Origin of the sequence: Streptomyces sp. NPDC007264, assembly GCF_042869095.1 — a bacterium.
In the GTDB taxonomy this organism is placed as follows: Bacteria; Actinomycetota; Actinomycetes; order Streptomycetales; family Streptomycetaceae; genus Streptomyces.
The window spans coordinates 17,940-32,774 of the sequence record NZ_JBIAFD010000006.1; the positions used below are offsets into that span (position 1 = coordinate 17,940).

The 14,835-nt window shown below is 70.9% G+C and carries 17 protein-coding genes; 4 read left to right on the forward strand and 13 right to left on the reverse strand.

The genetic code is table 11. The annotated features are described in order from the left end of the window. Positions 1-49 precede the first annotated feature (49 nt). Positions 50-1,261: a phosphoserine phosphatase SerB gene (gene serB / locus ACFYMU_RS11560; protein WP_388371466.1), complete on the forward strand. Its 1,212-nt coding sequence runs from the start codon at positions 50-52 to the stop codon at positions 1,259-1,261. A 75-nt stretch (positions 1,262-1,336) separates the two neighbouring features. On the opposite strand, the gene ACFYMU_RS11565 is transcribed toward serB, so the two are convergent. From ACFYMU_RS11565 to ACFYMU_RS11580, 4 genes are all read right to left on the reverse strand, one after another. Further along, the gene (locus tag ACFYMU_RS11565) at positions 1,337-1,855 is read right to left on the reverse strand and encodes a SixA phosphatase family protein (RefSeq protein WP_388371469.1); all 519 of its coding nucleotides are present in this window, start codon (positions 1,853-1,855) and stop codon (positions 1,337-1,339) included. Positions 1,856-2,015: 160 nt separating this feature from the next. Further along, on the reverse strand, positions 2,016-2,228 hold the full coding sequence (locus ACFYMU_RS11570) for a hypothetical protein (protein WP_388371472.1): 213 nt from the start codon (positions 2,226-2,228) through the stop codon (positions 2,016-2,018). 196 nt (positions 2,229-2,424) lie between these two features. Next, positions 2,425-2,541, reverse strand: coding sequence for an SGM_5486 family transporter-associated protein (locus ACFYMU_RS11575; RefSeq protein ID WP_388371475.1), 117 nt, complete (start codon positions 2,539-2,541; stop codon positions 2,425-2,427). Between the two features lie 4 nt (positions 2,542-2,545). Then, complete coding sequence (locus ACFYMU_RS11580) at positions 2,546-3,961, reverse strand: CynX/NimT family MFS transporter (RefSeq protein ID WP_388371478.1); 1,416 nt, start codon at positions 3,959-3,961, stop codon at positions 2,546-2,548. 61 nt (positions 3,962-4,022) lie between these two features. On the opposite strand from ACFYMU_RS11580, the gene ACFYMU_RS11585 reads away from it, so the two are divergent. Next, positions 4,023-4,739, forward strand: coding sequence for a FadR/GntR family transcriptional regulator (locus ACFYMU_RS11585; RefSeq protein WP_388371481.1), 717 nt, complete (start codon positions 4,023-4,025; stop codon positions 4,737-4,739). On the opposite strand, the gene ACFYMU_RS11590 is transcribed toward ACFYMU_RS11585, so the two are convergent. The 6 genes from ACFYMU_RS11590 to ACFYMU_RS11615 all read right to left on the reverse strand — a co-directional run bounded on the left by ACFYMU_RS11590 (position 4,723) and on the right by ACFYMU_RS11615 (position 9,393). Next, positions 4,723-5,067 (reverse strand): hypothetical protein, encoded by a 345-nt coding sequence (locus ACFYMU_RS11590; protein WP_388371484.1) that lies wholly within the window; start codon positions 5,065-5,067, stop codon positions 4,723-4,725. The genes ACFYMU_RS11585 and ACFYMU_RS11590 overlap by 17 nt on opposite strands. 184 nt (positions 5,068-5,251) lie before the next feature. Next, entirely contained in the window at positions 5,252-6,019 is a 768-nt protein-coding gene (fabI, locus tag ACFYMU_RS11595) for an enoyl-ACP reductase FabI (RefSeq protein ID WP_388371487.1), read from the reverse strand. A 5-nt stretch (positions 6,020-6,024) separates the two neighbouring features. Beyond that, a complete protein-coding gene (gene fabG, locus ACFYMU_RS11600) occupies positions 6,025-6,729 on the reverse strand; it encodes a 3-oxoacyl-[acyl-carrier-protein] reductase (RefSeq protein ID WP_388371490.1) in 705 nt (234 codons plus the stop codon). A 331-nt stretch (positions 6,730-7,060) separates the two neighbouring features. Beyond that, positions 7,061-8,239 (reverse strand): SEC-C metal-binding domain-containing protein, encoded by a 1,179-nt coding sequence (locus tag ACFYMU_RS11605; protein WP_388371493.1) that lies wholly within the window; start codon positions 8,237-8,239, stop codon positions 7,061-7,063. Positions 8,240-8,391: 152 nt separating this feature from the next. Further along, positions 8,392-8,748 (reverse strand): hypothetical protein, encoded by a 357-nt coding sequence (locus tag ACFYMU_RS11610; RefSeq protein ID WP_388371496.1) that lies wholly within the window; start codon positions 8,746-8,748, stop codon positions 8,392-8,394. Between the two features lie 138 nt (positions 8,749-8,886). Beyond that, entirely contained in the window at positions 8,887-9,393 is a 507-nt protein-coding gene (locus ACFYMU_RS11615; protein WP_388372218.1) for an ATP-binding protein, read from the reverse strand. 207 nt (positions 9,394-9,600) lie between these two features. Here ACFYMU_RS11615 and ACFYMU_RS11620 point away from each other — a divergent pair, with 207 nt between their 5' ends. Further along, positions 9,601-10,452 (forward strand): helix-turn-helix domain-containing protein, encoded by an 852-nt coding sequence (locus ACFYMU_RS11620; RefSeq protein WP_388371498.1) that lies wholly within the window; start codon positions 9,601-9,603, stop codon positions 10,450-10,452. Then, positions 10,449-10,649, forward strand: a complete 201-nt coding sequence (locus ACFYMU_RS11625; protein WP_388371501.1) for a DUF397 domain-containing protein — start codon at positions 10,449-10,451, stop codon at positions 10,647-10,649. Before ACFYMU_RS11620 ends, ACFYMU_RS11625 begins: the two co-directional genes overlap by 4 nt. A gap of 285 nt (positions 10,650-10,934) precedes the next feature. Here the strand turns inward: ACFYMU_RS11625 and ACFYMU_RS11630 are convergent, their stop codons facing one another. The 3 genes from ACFYMU_RS11630 to ACFYMU_RS11640 all read right to left on the reverse strand — a co-directional run bounded on the left by ACFYMU_RS11630 (position 10,935) and on the right by ACFYMU_RS11640 (position 14,664). Beyond that, the gene (locus ACFYMU_RS11630; protein WP_388371504.1) at positions 10,935-11,621 is read right to left on the reverse strand and encodes a hypothetical protein; all 687 of its coding nucleotides are present in this window, start codon (positions 11,619-11,621) and stop codon (positions 10,935-10,937) included. Positions 11,622-12,264: 643 nt separating this feature from the next. Then, positions 12,265-12,651, reverse strand: coding sequence for a DEAD/DEAH box helicase (locus ACFYMU_RS11635; protein WP_388371506.1), 387 nt, complete (start codon positions 12,649-12,651; stop codon positions 12,265-12,267). 396 nt (positions 12,652-13,047) lie between these two features. Beyond that, positions 13,048-14,664: an ADP-ribosyltransferase domain-containing protein gene (locus ACFYMU_RS11640; protein ID WP_388371509.1), complete on the reverse strand. Its 1,617-nt coding sequence runs from the start codon at positions 14,662-14,664 to the stop codon at positions 13,048-13,050. Between the last annotated feature and the right edge of the window lie 171 nt (positions 14,665-14,835).

Genomic DNA, 14,835 nt, shown 5'->3' on the forward strand with positions numbered 1-14,835 from the left:
CGGACCTGGCACGCCGAAGGCACAGGGTGCCGGATACGGTGGAAGCACCATGAGCGCTTCGCAGACCCCCGACGCCCCCACTCTCCTCGTCAAGATCTTCGGCAAGGACCGGCCCGGCCTCACCGCCGGACTGTTCGACACCCTGGCCGCCTACAACGTCGACGTGGTCGACATCGAGCAGGTCGTCACCCGGGGCCGCCTGGTGCTGTGCGCCCTCGTCACCGTGCCGCCGTCCGGGCTCGAAGGTGATCTGCGGGTCACGGTCCACAACTGGGCCGAGTCCAGGAAGATGCAGGCGGAGATCATCTCCGGCGTCGGCGACAACCGTCCCAGGGGCGTGGGGCGCTCCCTCGTCACCGTTCTCGGTCACCCGCTCACCGCGAAGTCGACGGCCGAGATCGCCGCCCGCATCGCCGCGGTCGGCGGGAACATCGACCGTATCTTCCGGCTCGCGAAGTATCCCGTGACGGCGGTCGAGTTCGCGGTGTCCGGAGTGGAGACCGGGCCGCTGCGCACCGCCCTGGTCACCGACGCCGCGGCACTCGGTGTCGACGTCGCCGTCGTCGCGGCCGGGCTGCACCGCCGCGCCCAGCGCCTGGTCGTCATGGACGTGGACTCGACCCTGATCCAGGACGAGGTCATCGAACTGTTCGCCGCGCACGCCGGCTGCGAGGCGGAGGTCGCCGAGGTGACGGCGGCCGCCATGCGTGGCGAGCTGGACTTCGAGCAGTCGCTGCACGCCCGGGTGGCGCTGCTCAAGGGGCTCGACGCGTCGGTGGTGGACAAGGTCCGCGCCGAGGTCCGGCTCACTCCGGGCGCACGCACCCTGATCCGTACGCTGAAGCGGCTCGGCTTCCAAGTCGGTGTGGTCTCCGGCGGGTTCACGCAGGTCACGGACGATCTGAAGGAGCGGCTCGGGCTCGACTTCGCCCAGGCCAACACCCTGGAGATCGTCGACGGGAAGCTGACCGGCAAGGTCGTCGGCGAGATCGTGGACCGGGCGGGCAAGGCGAGGCTGCTGCGCCGGTTCGCCGCCGAGGCGGGCGTGCCGCTGGCGCAGACCGTGGCCATCGGTGACGGCGCCAACGACCTCGACATGCTGAACGCGGCCGGTCTGGGCGTCGCGTTCAACGCCAAGCCCGTCGTCCGAGAGGCCGCGCACACCGCGGTGAACTTCCCCTTCCTGGACACCGTCCTCTATCTGCTGGGTGTCACCCGGGAAGAGGTCGAGGCGGCGGACATGCACGACGACGCGCACTGAGGGGCCCGGTCCGCCGCACACGGACACCGACCGGCCCGGCACCCGTGGCTGCCGGGCCGGTCCTGTTCGAAGGGGTCACTCGCTCGGCGCCCAGTAGTCGAGCAGTGTGGCCACGCCCGGCTCCAGCGACTTCCAGGAGCCGTCGAAGGAGAGCACGGCGAAGGCGGCGGCCGGGAACCCGCGCCGGGTCATCCGCTCACGGGCGTCTCCCTCGGCGGCGCCCGTGAGGATCTCGGCGAGGCCCTGGATGCTCGGGTTGTGGCCGATCAGGAGCACGTTGCGCACATCGCCGGCGGTTTCGTTGACCACGGCGATCAGCTCGCCGGGCGAGGCCTCGTAGAGCCGCTCCTCGTAGACGGTTTTCGGCCGCTGCGGAAGCTCCTGGACCGCCAGCTTCCAGGTCTCACGGGTGCGGGTCGCGGTGGAGCACAGGGCGAGGTCGAAGGGGATGCCGGTGTCGGCCAGCTTGCGTCCGGCGACGGCGGCGTCCATACGGCCCCGGTCGGCGAGTGGACGCTCATGGTCGGACACCTGCGGCCAGTCGGCCTTCGCGTGCCGGAACAGGACAATCCTGCGGGGTTCTGCGGAGCTCATGCGTCCCAGCTTCGCATGAGACAGGCCAACGAGCGCAGGGAGTTGGCGGCGTCGGGGGCGCACCCGCGCACCGGTGGCTCACCGGGCCTCCGGCCGCGCCCGCCGGGGTGAGGCGGCGTGGCCCCCGACGACGGTACGGGGGCTGTCGCAGGTCGGGGCGTCAGGCCCCGTGGTGCGTCACCGCCTGCTGGATCCGCTCCACGAGGTGGCTGAGGGCGAGGTCGCCGCCGGCGCCGGCGTCCGCCGGGTTGAGTATCAGCGCCAGCAGGACGGCGAAGGCCAGGGTCGGCAGGGCGAGGGCCCACCAGGGCAGCCGCATGCCGACGCCGCCCGTGGTCGCCGGGTGGGGCCGGGTGTGCAAACGGGCCGACATGACTGCCTCCGTGGTCCTCGACGGTCGGTGGTCCGCGCCTCGCGGCCACACATCGAAGGTACGGACTCCGCGACTCTCAACCCATCCGGTGATCCACCCACTTGACCCTGACCCTCACCCCCTAGGGGGCGGTGGGGTCAGCCGGGGGCCGGGGGTGGGGTCAGCCCCACCCCCGGGGTGTCGGGGCGGACGTCCGTCACGGTGCGGCGAGCGTCGCGATGACGGCGATGACGACGAAGATGGCAAGGAACGCGCCGAAGACGAGCAGCATCTTCTTCTGGCCGTTCTGGGGATTCGGGTCGAGCACGGGCATGCGCTCAGTCTCGCACCTCGGCCCCGCCCGGACACGGCTGGGGTCGGTCGCGTCCGGTGGCACGGCCGTCCGCCCGGCGCGCCGCCTCGTCCTCCACGGTCCGGTCGCGGCCGGCCAGGACGCCCATGACGATCTGCGGGATCATCAGCCCCGTCATGAGGGCGAGCGGCGGGCCCCAGCCGCCGCTGCGCTGGTAGAGGACGCCGACCAGCAGCGGCCCGGGGATCGACAGCAGATACCCGGTGCTCTGTGCGAACGCCGACAGCCGGGCCACGCCCGCGCTCGTCCGGGCCCTCATCCCCACCATGGTGAGGGCCAGCGGGAAGGCGCAGCCGGACATGCCGAGGAGCAGGGCCCACGCCCAGGCGCCGTCGGCGGGGGCCACGTACAGTCCCGCGTACCCGGCGAGGCCGCAGGCGCCCAGGGCGACCACGATCGGCCCCTGGTGGGGCATTCGCGCGGCCAGCCGCGGGATGACGAAGGCCAGGGGGACGCCCATCACCATCGTGACCGCCAGGAGCACCCCGGCCGTGCCGGCGGGGACCCCCGCGTCACGGAAGATCTGCGGCAGCCAGCCCATCGTGATGTAGGCGGCGGTGGCCTGGAGCCCGAAGAAGACGGCCAGCGCCCACGCGGTACGGCTCCGGGCGATCGACGGGCCGTCGGAGCCGTCGCGCCCGTCGGAGCCGTCGCGCCCGTCGGGGCCGTCGCGCCCGTCGGAGTCGGTTGCCGCGGTGGTGGCGTTCCCGCCGGAGAAGGTCTCCCGCGGGCGTACGAACGGGATCCACGGCAGCACGGCCGCCGCCGACAGCGCCGACCAGACGGCGAGCCCCGACCGCCAGCCGCCGCCCAGCGCGTCGGTGAGGGGCACGGTGACCGCGGCCGCGCCGGCCGTGCCCAGGGCGAGCGCCATGGAGTACAGACCGGTCATGGGCCCCACCCGGTCGGGGAACCAGCGTTTGACGATCACCGGCATCAGGACGTTTCCGACGGCGATGCCCATGAGGGCGAGCGCGCTGGCGGCGAGGAAGCCGACGGTGCCGCCTGCGTAGGGCCGGATCACCAGGCCGGCGGTGACCGCGGCCATTCCCCCGCAGACCACCGCCGCCGGCCCGAAGCGGCGGGCGAGCCGTGACGCCGTGATGCCGAAGACGGCGAAGCACAGCGGTGGGACGGAGGTGAGCACTCCCGCGACGCCGCCGCTCATGCCGAGCCCGTCGCGCACCTCTTCGAGGAGGGCGCCGAGGCTGGTGACGGCGGGCCGCAGGTTGACCCCGGTGAGGACGATGCCGACGACCAGCAGCCGCGTGGTCCACGCGCGCGTGCCAAAGGCTCCGGTGCCGGGCACCCTTGTGCCGGCCGGCTCCCCGGCGGCGGGTGTCGGTGGGGACGCCGTCGTCCCTGTGTCCTCGCGCAGCATGCTGCACATCATAGAATCATGGGATGATTGACTGTCTACTGTCCCGGCCCCGGCGGCCGTCATGACGCTGAGCCACCCCCGCCGATCCGCGCTGTCCGAGCAGGTCATCACCGCACTGCGGAATCAGATCACCTCGGGCGAATGGCCCGTGGGCTCCCGCATCCCCACCGAGCCCGAGCTGGTCGCGCAGCTGGGGGTCGCCCGCAACACGGTCCGCGAGGCCGTTCGCGCGCTCGCGCACAACGGCCTGCTGGACATCCGCCAGGGATCGGGTACGTACGTGGTGGCCACGAGCGAGCTGGCGGGCGTGATGCACCGCCGGTTCGTCGACGCCGACCCGGCCCATGTCGCCGAGCTGCGCTCCACGCTGGAGTCGGGAGCCGCCCGACTGGCCGCCGAGCGGCGCACCGAGCGCGACCTCGAGCAACTGGACGCGCTCCTCGCCCGCCGCGAGGAGGCATGGGCGTCCGGGGACCCGGAGACGTTCGTGGCCGCCGACGCGACGTTCCACATGGCCGTGGTGGCCGCGTCCCACAACGAGGTGATGACGGCGGTGTACGCGGACCTGGGCGAGGTGTTGCGGGACTGGCTGCGCGGCGACGTCGGCGAGGAGCTGACGCCGGAGACGTACCTGGACCACACCGGACTCCTGGACGCGATCCGTGCGGGTGACACGGCCGCCGCGGCCGCCGCGGCGGCGAGCTATCCGATCATGTGCCGTCCGGGGCGCCCCGCGCCCCCCGCGCGCCGCCCGCCACGCCTCACCGCCCGTGACTGACCCAGGCCGAGCGGACCTTCTCCCAGCACCGGCCGGACAGCCGTACGGTCATGGCGGGCCCGGCGGCGAGGGGCGCGGTGTCGGTGTCGATGTCCCACCAAGGGTCGCACTCGATGTGCAGACTCACGCGATCCGTGTCGGGATAGGGATTGTGGCAGTGCGCCACGACGTCCACGCCGGTGACCCGGACACGGCACTCGGCGCCGAAGGGCTGCGGATCCGCGGCCTTCCCGGCGTGCACGCGCGCGTGGGACATGGCCTCGTACGGAAGGACCGTCACCAGCGAAGCGGCGACGAGGAACAGGGCGACACGGCGGGACAGGCGCACAACGGAACCTCCTCGGCCGTACGGCTGCGGGGCGTTGCGTACTCCCAGCGTCCGGCCCGAGTGCCCCGAACGCCCGGTCAGCTACTCCGAACGGGCGACGCCCCGCTCCCCGCGCGGAGCGGGAAACGGGGCGCCGACCTCGGACGACGGGGCGAAGTGAGCCCGTGAGCGATTGCGCAAGCGGTCATGCGCCGACGGCGTGCAGACCGCCGTCCACGTGGACGATCTCGCCGGTGGTCTTCGGGAACCAGTCGCTGAGCAGGGCGACGACACCGCGCCCCGCGGGCTCCGGGTCCTTGAGGTCCCACTCCAGCGGGGAGCGGCTGTCCCACACGGAGGCCAGCTCGCTGAAGGCAGGGATGGACTTGGCGGCCATGGAGGCGATCGGGCCCGCGGAGATCAGGTTGCAGCGGATGTTCTGCTTGCCCAGCTCGCGCGCCATGTAGCGGTTGACGGCCTCCAGGGCCGCCTTGGCGGGACCCATCCAGTCGTACTGCGGCCAGGCCAACTGCGCGTCGAAGGTGAGACCGACGACCGAGCCGCCGTTCTGCATCAGCGGCATGCAGGCCATGGTCAGCGACTTCAGGGAGAACGCCGAGACGTGCATGGCGGTGGCCACCGACTCGAACGGCGTGTTGAGGAAGTTGCCGCCGAGGGCGTCCTGGGGGGCGAACCCGATGGAGTGCACCACACCGTCGAGGCCGCCCAGCTCCTCTCCGACGACGTCGGCCAGGCGCGCGAGGTGCTCGTCGTTGGTGACGTCGAGCTCGACGACCTTGGTGGGCTTCGGGAGCTTCTTCGCGATGCGTTCGGTCAGCGTGGGCCGCGGGAACGCGGTCAGGATGACCTCGGCGCCCTGCTCCTGGGCCAGCTTCGCGGTGTGGAACGCGATGGAGGACTCCATCAGCACACCGGTGATCAGGACGCGCTTGCCCTCGAGAATTCCGCTCATGGTGATCAGTGACCCATTCCCAGTCCGCCGTCAACGGGGATGACGGCTCCAGTGATGTACGAGGCGTCGTCGGAGGCCAGGAACCGCACCACCGCGGCGATCTCCTCGGGCCGTGCGTAGCGGCTCAGCGGCACCTGCGACAGGATGCTCTCGCGCTGCTCGTCGTTGAGCGCCCGGGTCATGTCCGTGTCGACGAAGCCGGGGGCGACGACGTTGAAGGTGATGTTGCGCGAGCCGAGCTCACGGGCGAGGGAACGCGCGAAGCCGACCAGCCCGGCCTTGGAGGCGGCGTAGTTCGCCTGCCCGGCGCCGCCGAGCAGCCCCACGACCGACGAGATCAGCACCACGCGGCCCTTCCTGGCGCGCAGCATGGCGCGGTTGGCCCGCTTGACGACGCGGAAGGTGCCGACCAGGTTGGTCTCGATGACCGAGGTGAAGTCCTCCTCGGTCATACGCATCAGGAGCTGGTCCTTGGTGACGCCGGCGTTGGCGATGAGGACCTCCACGGGGCCGTGCTCGGCCTCGATCTCCTTGTACGCCTGCTCCACCTGCTCGGTGTCCGTGATGTCGCACTTGACCGCGAGGAAGCCCTCCGGCGGCTCACCCGAGCGGTATGTGATCGCGACCCTGTCGCCCGCGTCGGCGAACGCGCGGGCGATGGCGAGGCCGATGCCCCGGTTGCCTCCTGTGACGAGAACCGAGCGGCTCAACGGATCACCCTTTCGATAGCGGTCTGGTGTCCCCTGCTGGACAGGCACCTTGCCTGAACCTACCGGTCCCGGTCGCCGCGCAGGCAATCGGGCACCGACAGTGACCTGGGGCGCTCACTGTCGGCTTCCTACAGTGGCCCCGCGGTCAGCCACCGTTCCGGGGCATGTGCGGGCGGAGCCGCCGTCCCGGCGCCTCCGGCATCCGCTTGCCGTACGAGACCTCGCGGACGGAAACGATGCTCATGAGTGGCTCCCCCGCGGCGACAGGAGGCGTTGTGCCCACGTCTTCACGATGGCACCCGCACTCTGCTGCGGCAGCCCGCCCCGCCGTTCACACCGCTGCGGGGTTTCCGCAGCACTTCTTGTACTTCCGTCCGGATCCGCACCAGCACGGGCCGTTGCGGGGCGGGGGCCAGGCGGCCGCCCGGCCCGTGCGGGCGAGCTCGGCCGCGTACGCGGACCGCGTGCCGGGGGTGTCGGGGGATCCGTGGCTGCTCTCTGCGTACGCCTCCAGCTCGGCCAGTGCCGCCCGGCCCACCGCCAGGCGCGGGGCGCCTTCCTCGGACAGGTCCCGCAGGGTCCGCTCGACCTGCCGCAGGTGTCCGGCGTGGTCGTCGCCGTAGGCCTCGGCCGCCTTCGGCCAGCGCTCCAGCAGCGCGGCGAACTCCTCCCGCGGCCAGTACAGGACGCACGACGCACGCACCAAGGGGCGACCGGACGGCCCGCGGCCGGCGGAGCCGACGGCCGCCAGCCGGTCCGCCAGCTCGCCGAGGTCGTCCTCGAACGCTTCGGGCCCCTCTTCCGCCAGCCGCTTGGCCCAGAGCGGATCATGCAGCTCGTCCAGCGGCCGCACCCGGCCGGGGACGAGGGACGAGCGCCGCTCGTGCAGCGCGTCGGCCGCCTCGTCCCAGTCGTCGTGCGGCTCCCCGAGCAGCCGCCGCACCCGGTGGCGGCCGACGACGAGCGTCTCGACGTCGAAGTGCTGCGGATCCCTCTCCACCGCCTCCACCGTCACCGGCGCCCCCGCGCCGAGCACGTGGGTGACGCCGGCCGTGTACCACTCGGCGGCCGCGGCCGCGCCGTCGAACGCCTCGACGGCCTCGGCCACGAAGTTCCAGGCACCGGCGTCCCCGGGGTGCCGCAGGCGGAACGCGGCGGCCGCCGCCCGGGCCTCCTCCCCGCGTCCGGCGTCCCACAGCGTGCCGATCCGGAAGGCGTCCACCAGGTCCGGTTCCGCGCACCCGCCGCTCTGCGGATCCAGCAGCCGCTCGTACACGGCGACGGCGTGGTCGTACTCGCCGGCGTCGCGCCAGGCGTCGGCGGCCTCCAGCAGCAGCTCTTCACGGTCCTCGGGGTGCCGCTCCGCCAGCTTCTCGCACTCTCGCGCCTGCTCGACGCACGTGTCGGGGGGTGGTGGCCCGCTGGGGCGGAAAGCGGGGGTGGGCCGGGACGTGTGCGCCCGGTTCCGGTTCGTGCCGTTCCCACGGCCGGTGCGGCGCTTGCTGGACATGGCTCCACGGTAGTGCGGCCGGGGTGCCGCCGTCGGGGCTGCGGCCGGATCGGCGGGGCGGACGCCGCGCGGCGCTCGAAGCTGTCCGCGCAGCCCCTCACACCCGCTACGCCCACCTCTCGGGCCCGTGCTTGCCGGGTAGCCGTGACCGGCTACCCGGCCGCATCGAAGTACAACCATCCGTCCACTTCGATCGCCCGCTCGGACGTGAACAGGTCCAAGGTCGACGCAACCACGTCCAGAAGACGCCGGACGGTTCCCGGCTCGTAGAGGTTGAGGTGGCTGCGGTCCGGGAGACGCACCACGGTCCCGGACTCGAAGTAGCAGTCCGAGATGACCCGATCCGGGCCCGGACGAAAGATCAAAGCCAGTTGGTGCCGCTTGTCCTCGTGGTAGAGGGAAAGCGTCAGACGGCAGTCCTCGTAGGCGGGCCTCACGCGCTGCCGGACCGTCCAGTACCAGGTGGTGTCGCCCGCCACGAGGCGACGGAGCCGCCGGTCGTTCTTCATCTTGTCACCGTAGGCGCTCACCCTGGCGGCCGGCGGACAATGACGGGGACGCGCGCACGCCTGCGGACCATCGCAGCAGGTGAGCGGGAGATCAGCCCAGGGCCAAGCGCCTGAATGTGTCGCTTCGGGACGAAGGGGTCAGTCATCCGCTTCTTCCGGGCCGTCGTCACGGAAGACACCTGGGCGGTCACCGCTCCACACAAGATCGTCGGCTCCGTTCCAAGGTGCGGTGGCCACGGAAGTGGCAGGCAGGGCGCACTCCGCCCATACCACCTTGCCCGGCCCCCTGCGCCCGTCGACGCCCCATCGCTCGGCCACGGCCGACACCAGGAGCAGGCCCCTGCCGCCGTCCTCGTCCGCGGGGTCAGGGCCCGGCCGCCGCGGGACCGGCTGCGCCGAGTGGGTGTCGGCCACCTCGACGCGCACGACCCCGGCGGCGCGGTCGCAGCGCAGCCGCAGTTCGAAGTCCCGGCCGGGGACGCGGCCGTGCAGCACGGCGTTGGACGCCAGTTCCGCCACCACGAGCGCCACGGCGTCGGACGCCGGACTGCCGTACGGCACCCCCCAGACGTCCAGCCGGTGCACGGCCAGTCTGCGCGCGAGCCGCGCGCCGCGGCGGGTGGCGGAAAGGCGCTGGACGAACACACTGGCGGCAACGGTCTCTTCGGCACGTGGTGCAGGCATGCGCCGAGATTCGCGGACCCTTCTGGGGGACCGACAGGGACGACGGCGAGACAGCCGAGTTTGTATCAGTCGGGTCCCTGGACTGGGTGAGTAACTCGCCGTGACGCCGAACGGGTGACACCGGTTATGCATGGTGACGGGAAACGTGAGCACGGGAGGCACGTGGCCATGACGGCGGACAGCGGCGGTGCCAACGGCACGAACACCGAACCCGAACTCTCCGACAGTCTCAAGACCTTCGGCGCGGTCCTCAAGGCCCTGCGGGAGGAGGCTGGCCTCACCCAGGAGGAGTTCGCGACGCGCGTGCGGTGCTCGGCGGCATATGTCGCCAAGATCGAGCAGGGCAAGAGGTTCCCTCCGGCTGACCTGCCGGGGCGGGCGGAGGAGGCGCTGGGGCCGGTCTCGTGCAAGGTGCTGGGCGCGGCGGCGAGGAGCCTGACGCGCCGGGCGGGGCTGGCATCGTGGTTCCGGCAGTGGGCGGGGATCGAGGAGGAGGCGATCTCGCTCTACGCGTATGAGTGCCGGGCGGTTCCGGGTCTGTTGCAGCCGGAGGGGTACGCGCGGGCGATCTTTGAGCGGCAGCTCCCACCTCACAGCGCGGAGCAGATCGACCACAAGGTGGCAGCCCGACTGGAGCGCCAGGACTTGCTCGACAATCGGCCGAACACTGCGTTCACGTTCATCATCGAGCAGTCCATTCTGGAACGTGGGATCGGTGGAGCATCGGTCACCAGAGCTGTCCTCGACCACTTGCTGACCGTCGGCGAACGCACCAATGTCGAGATCCAGGTCATGCCTCAGTACCAGGAGGACCACTGCGGAGCCGACGGTCAGCTGTATCTGGCCGAGACACCGGGCCACCAGTGGTTCGGCTACACCGAAGGCCATCTATCGAGCAACCTGATCGCGGATCCCGCCAAGGTGAGCGTCCTGCACCAGCGCTACGGCAAACTGCGTTCCCAAGCCTTGGACTGCCGGGCTACGGTGAACCTCCTGAAACAGATGCGAGGAGCAGCATGACGGCCACCCCTGAACTGAGCTGGCTCAAGAGCAGTTACAGCGGCGGAGACGGGGACAACTGTGTCGAGGTCGCGCTATGCCCCGAAGCGGTCCGCATCCGCGACTCCAAGGACACGGGCGTCCGTCCCCTCGTCGTCACGCCAACCGCCTGGGCGGCGTTCACGGCACTCGCGTCGGGCTCGTCGCTGGACGACTGAGTCTGCGCCGTACGTGGAGTATGCGGGCGGTACGGGAGTTGATCCCGGACCGCCCGTTGTTCTACGGCCTGCTGCTGCCACGCCGCCTTCCAGACCCGGGACCTGTCCGACCGCGACTACGTCTACGTCTGGGCCGACGGCGCGCACCCCAGGGTCCGCCTCGGGCAGGCCCACAGCTGTGTCCTGGTCCTGCTCGGTGTCCGGCTGGACGGCACGAAGAGCTCATCGCACTGCGGAGGACCTGCGCGAGTCCACCGAGTCGTGGGCCTGAAGGAGGTCCGGGCGTTACATCAGGTCGCTAACCACCGGGTGCTCCGGCGATGCAGGGCAGGTGAAGATGCGCATGGTCTCGTCACTGCCGAGTCGCACACCCGTTGGCGACTGACGTCGCAGGCGGCTGTCCACGGGGCCGTCGAGTGACCCGGCCGGGGCCCAGCTCGCCGTGCCGCCGTCCCATTCGCTGCTGGCCACCGCCGCGACGAACCGCATCTCGCTGCCGCACGAGTGGCACTGCACCGGTCCGAAGTAGCCTTGATAGTTCCACGGCTCGTGGCCACCGAGCTTCCAGCCCGGAGCGGTGGAGAGCTCCCAGCGGAATCGGGGTTCGTAGTCTTCCGGGTCGTCGGTGATGTCGCCGAAGGTGGCCATCTCCCACTCGTCGACCCGCTCCTCGAACTCTTCACCCAGAGCGCCGGGGTGTGGGTACTCGGTGACCGGTTCCGGACGAAGCAGACATGGCGATGGCAAGTAGCCTGCCTCTCCGACGACCAGAGGCTCGGGCGGAACCGACGGGCTTTCGGAGAGACTGTGGCTGTTGCGGTAGCAGACCTGAACGAACGGTCCGGCGATCCCGTTGTAGGGCATCGTCGCGTCGTCGTAGTGGTGCTGGAACGGACACCACAGGATCTGCAGGACGTCCGTCCCGGCCGGGAAGCCGTCGTACCAGGGCACGTCGCGCGCGAACACCTGCATCACCGGAAGCATGGGCCAGGCGGTGTCCGTAGGGATCTCATCCCAGGTGATCTCACCAACGTGAGCGAACGCCGTCTCGGACCGCTCGCCACGGACGTTACCGGGTCGATGCGGCGGGCGGTGCTTGAGGTGGTCACCTCCCGGGCAGGTCGGCCAGGCCTCATCGGCCGGCCAAGCCAGCGGGCCGCCGATCGAACTCTCGTGAGGGCCTGGGTGAGCCGGCACGGGGTGCAATCGGACCGCTGTCCTCGTGTGACCGGAAAGCTCAGGAAAGACCGAAAGGATGTCCAACGGGCGGGGCGGGGTAGCTGGAGCGTTCATCGATGCCGCCTCTTCCGCTGCACGGTGGCCCCGACGGCCAGAGCGGCCGTCAGAGCGATGGATCCCTCGGTCACGCGCCGCATCGTATGATCCTTGCTCTGCTCAAGGCAGCCCGGGGCCATTCCGTGCTCGTCAGATCCACACGTCTTGACAATTACTCAGCATCACCCGACAGCCACGGCATGGTCCCTTTGTTGACCTGGGCTTTGGTGGCACCACCATAGGTGGCGAATCGGCTATCGAAGTGATGCAGGTCCGGGGCCTGGCAGGCGTCGCGCAGCCGGCGCACCAGGAGAGCCGCGTCGGCGCCCTGGCGGCCCCGTTAGGTGTGCAGTTCGTCGAGGGCGAGGAAGCGCAGGCCGCGGGCTGCGCCGATCAGCTCCCGCCGTTCGCCAGGGCGAGTGAGCAGGTACCCCGACATCACGTAGTTGGCGGGCAGAATATCCGGTTTGTTCCGCAGGCGCGCGCGGAGCTTCTTCTCGGAGCTCTCCTGGCCGGTGTAGCGCTCGAAGGTCACCTTTCGGCGGTCCTCGGGGATGCTCCAGTGGAGGTACTTCTCCAGTTCGTGGTGCTGGCTGTCGGCCAGCGCGTTCATGGGGTAGACGACGATCACCCAGATGCCGTCGGGGTTCGGGCGGCGCAGGACCTGGTGCACGATCGGCACGATGCAGGTGAGGCTCTTGCCGGAGCCGGTTCCCGTGGTCAGCACGTAGGAGCCCCCGGTCGGCCGCCGATGGCCTCGCGTTGGTGCCGGTGGACGGGAGAGGGCGCGGCTGCCCGGGTCCTGAACGGGAGTCGACTCCATTTCCGCACCCAGCTTCCGGCCGACGAATTGGCGGCTTTGTGTCACCTGCGCTCCACTCCACGCCTGGTCGCACTGCTCGGACCTGGCACAAATCCTCCAATTGCTGCTGCCTGGCCGGCACCTGAAGGACCTGCGGTCGCCGCGTCCTCTCAACCGGCCGACGGGACCGGAGGCGGGGGTCTTCCCGGGGATTCCCGACGACCCGCGGTCCCGTGCGGCGGCCCGACGCCGGCCGCCGCCCTGCCCGACGCCAGCCCACCCGGGGCGGGCCGGCGCGGCGGTCGGCTCGGGCATCCGGTTTCAGGACACCAGGGTCTGCTCCTCCAGCTCCGTCAGCCTCACGGTGCACAGGCCGCGGCCCTCGTCCTTGACGTCCGTCACCTCCAGCTGGGTGCCGGGCAGGAGGATGAACTCCTCCTCACCGGTGAACGCGGAGAAGTCGCGGATGCCCACGGCCCGGGCGGGGACCACCTCGAACAGCGTCCGCTTGCCACGGCTGCGGAGGAACGACTTGGCCACGTCGACGTCGGACGTGCACGAGGAGACGCCCCACCAGGTCACGGTCTGTCCGAGCGGGTACTGCGCACGCAGGTCCAGCGGCACCCCGCGCCACAACGGCTCGGTACGGACGGGCAGTTGCGACACCGCCGAGAACAGCAGCCGCAGATACGGCAGGTAGGGGACGAGCCTGGTCCGGTCCGGGGAGCGCAGGGTGGCGTTGATCTCCTGGTAGAACGCGGACTCGCAGGTGTAGAGGTAGAGGGCGGCGATCGCGTCGGCGGACAGGCCGCCGGACGCTTCGTCCGCCCGCCGCTTGCCGAACTCGTGCGACCGGTCGACGTACTGGCCCAGCCCGGACAGCAGCGCGGCGACCGGGGCGGCGGCCTCGCGGAAGTCCATGAGCGGGGTGTCGAACACGCCGGTGACCGGGGGAAGGACGAGTCCCTCGTGCTTGACGCCGGCGAGACGGTCGAGGTACAGCTGGTGCAGCTCCATGGTGGACGCGATGAACGCGCCCATGCGGTCGGCGACTTCGCCGCCGGCCCCGCCGGTCTCGGCCGCGAGCTTGTTCCAGCCCGTGCTCGGCAGCCAGTCGATCCCGTCGGCGCCCACCGACGCGAGGGCGTCGTTCACCATGTCGAAGTGGTCGCCGTCGCAGAAGATGTCGCCCTGCGCCGCCGGGTTGGCGTGGTCGATGTGCCGGACCTCGACCGCGGGGTACTTCTCCTGGAGCCCCAGAACCACCTTCTTCAGGTTGCGGGCGTGCGCCCCCCACCACGCGAAGACGACCCCGCGGTCCTCCTCGTCCGCGTCCTGCTTGGCCTTGAGGATCTCCTCGACGATCTGCTCGGCCACCGGCCGCCAGAACTTGGTGTGCCGGTCGGTGCCGATCGCCCGGTCGCCGCTGGCCGTCAGCGCCGCGTTCAGCAGCAGCACGCCCTGCGTGAGCATCGCCTGGAACCACTCCGGCGGCTGGACGGTGTCCTTCTCCTTCAGCAGCGCGCGGATGTCGGCTATCGGCGTCTTCTTGGGTATGCCGTACTTCCACATCGCCGCTGCCTTGATGATGCAGCGGATGCTGACGACCTTGCCGAACTGGCTGTCCTTCCAGTCGTGGAAGGTGTTGTCGAACATGGCGATGCCGGTGGCGCTCTCCGGCCTCGGGTACGGGTTCTGGCCGAAGACGACGACCTTCCACTTGTGCGGTGCGTGGGGCTTGAGCGCCTGGAAGGTCAGTTCGCGGACGGGCACGACCTCCGAACTGCGGCTGGGGCCGATGAACGCGGCCGCGTCCGGCTGCGCCTCGATGACCGGCTTCAGCAGCGGAAGCCACGGCTCACCGCCGCCCTTGAACAGTTCCGCGAGGGCCAGCGGGTCGTTCGGGTCGGGCGTGGCGGGGGTGGGGGCGTCGCTCATGGCGGCAAGGCTCCAATGGTCGAACTGGTTGTGGTGGAAGGCCTGATCGGCGAAGTGCCCATGAGGTTATGCCGACCCTCTGACAGTCCCCTACCGGGTCGTGGAGGCGCCGGCCGCGGCGGGTGCTCTGTCAGTGGGGCCCGCTAGCGTCCCCATCAGTCGAGCAACCGT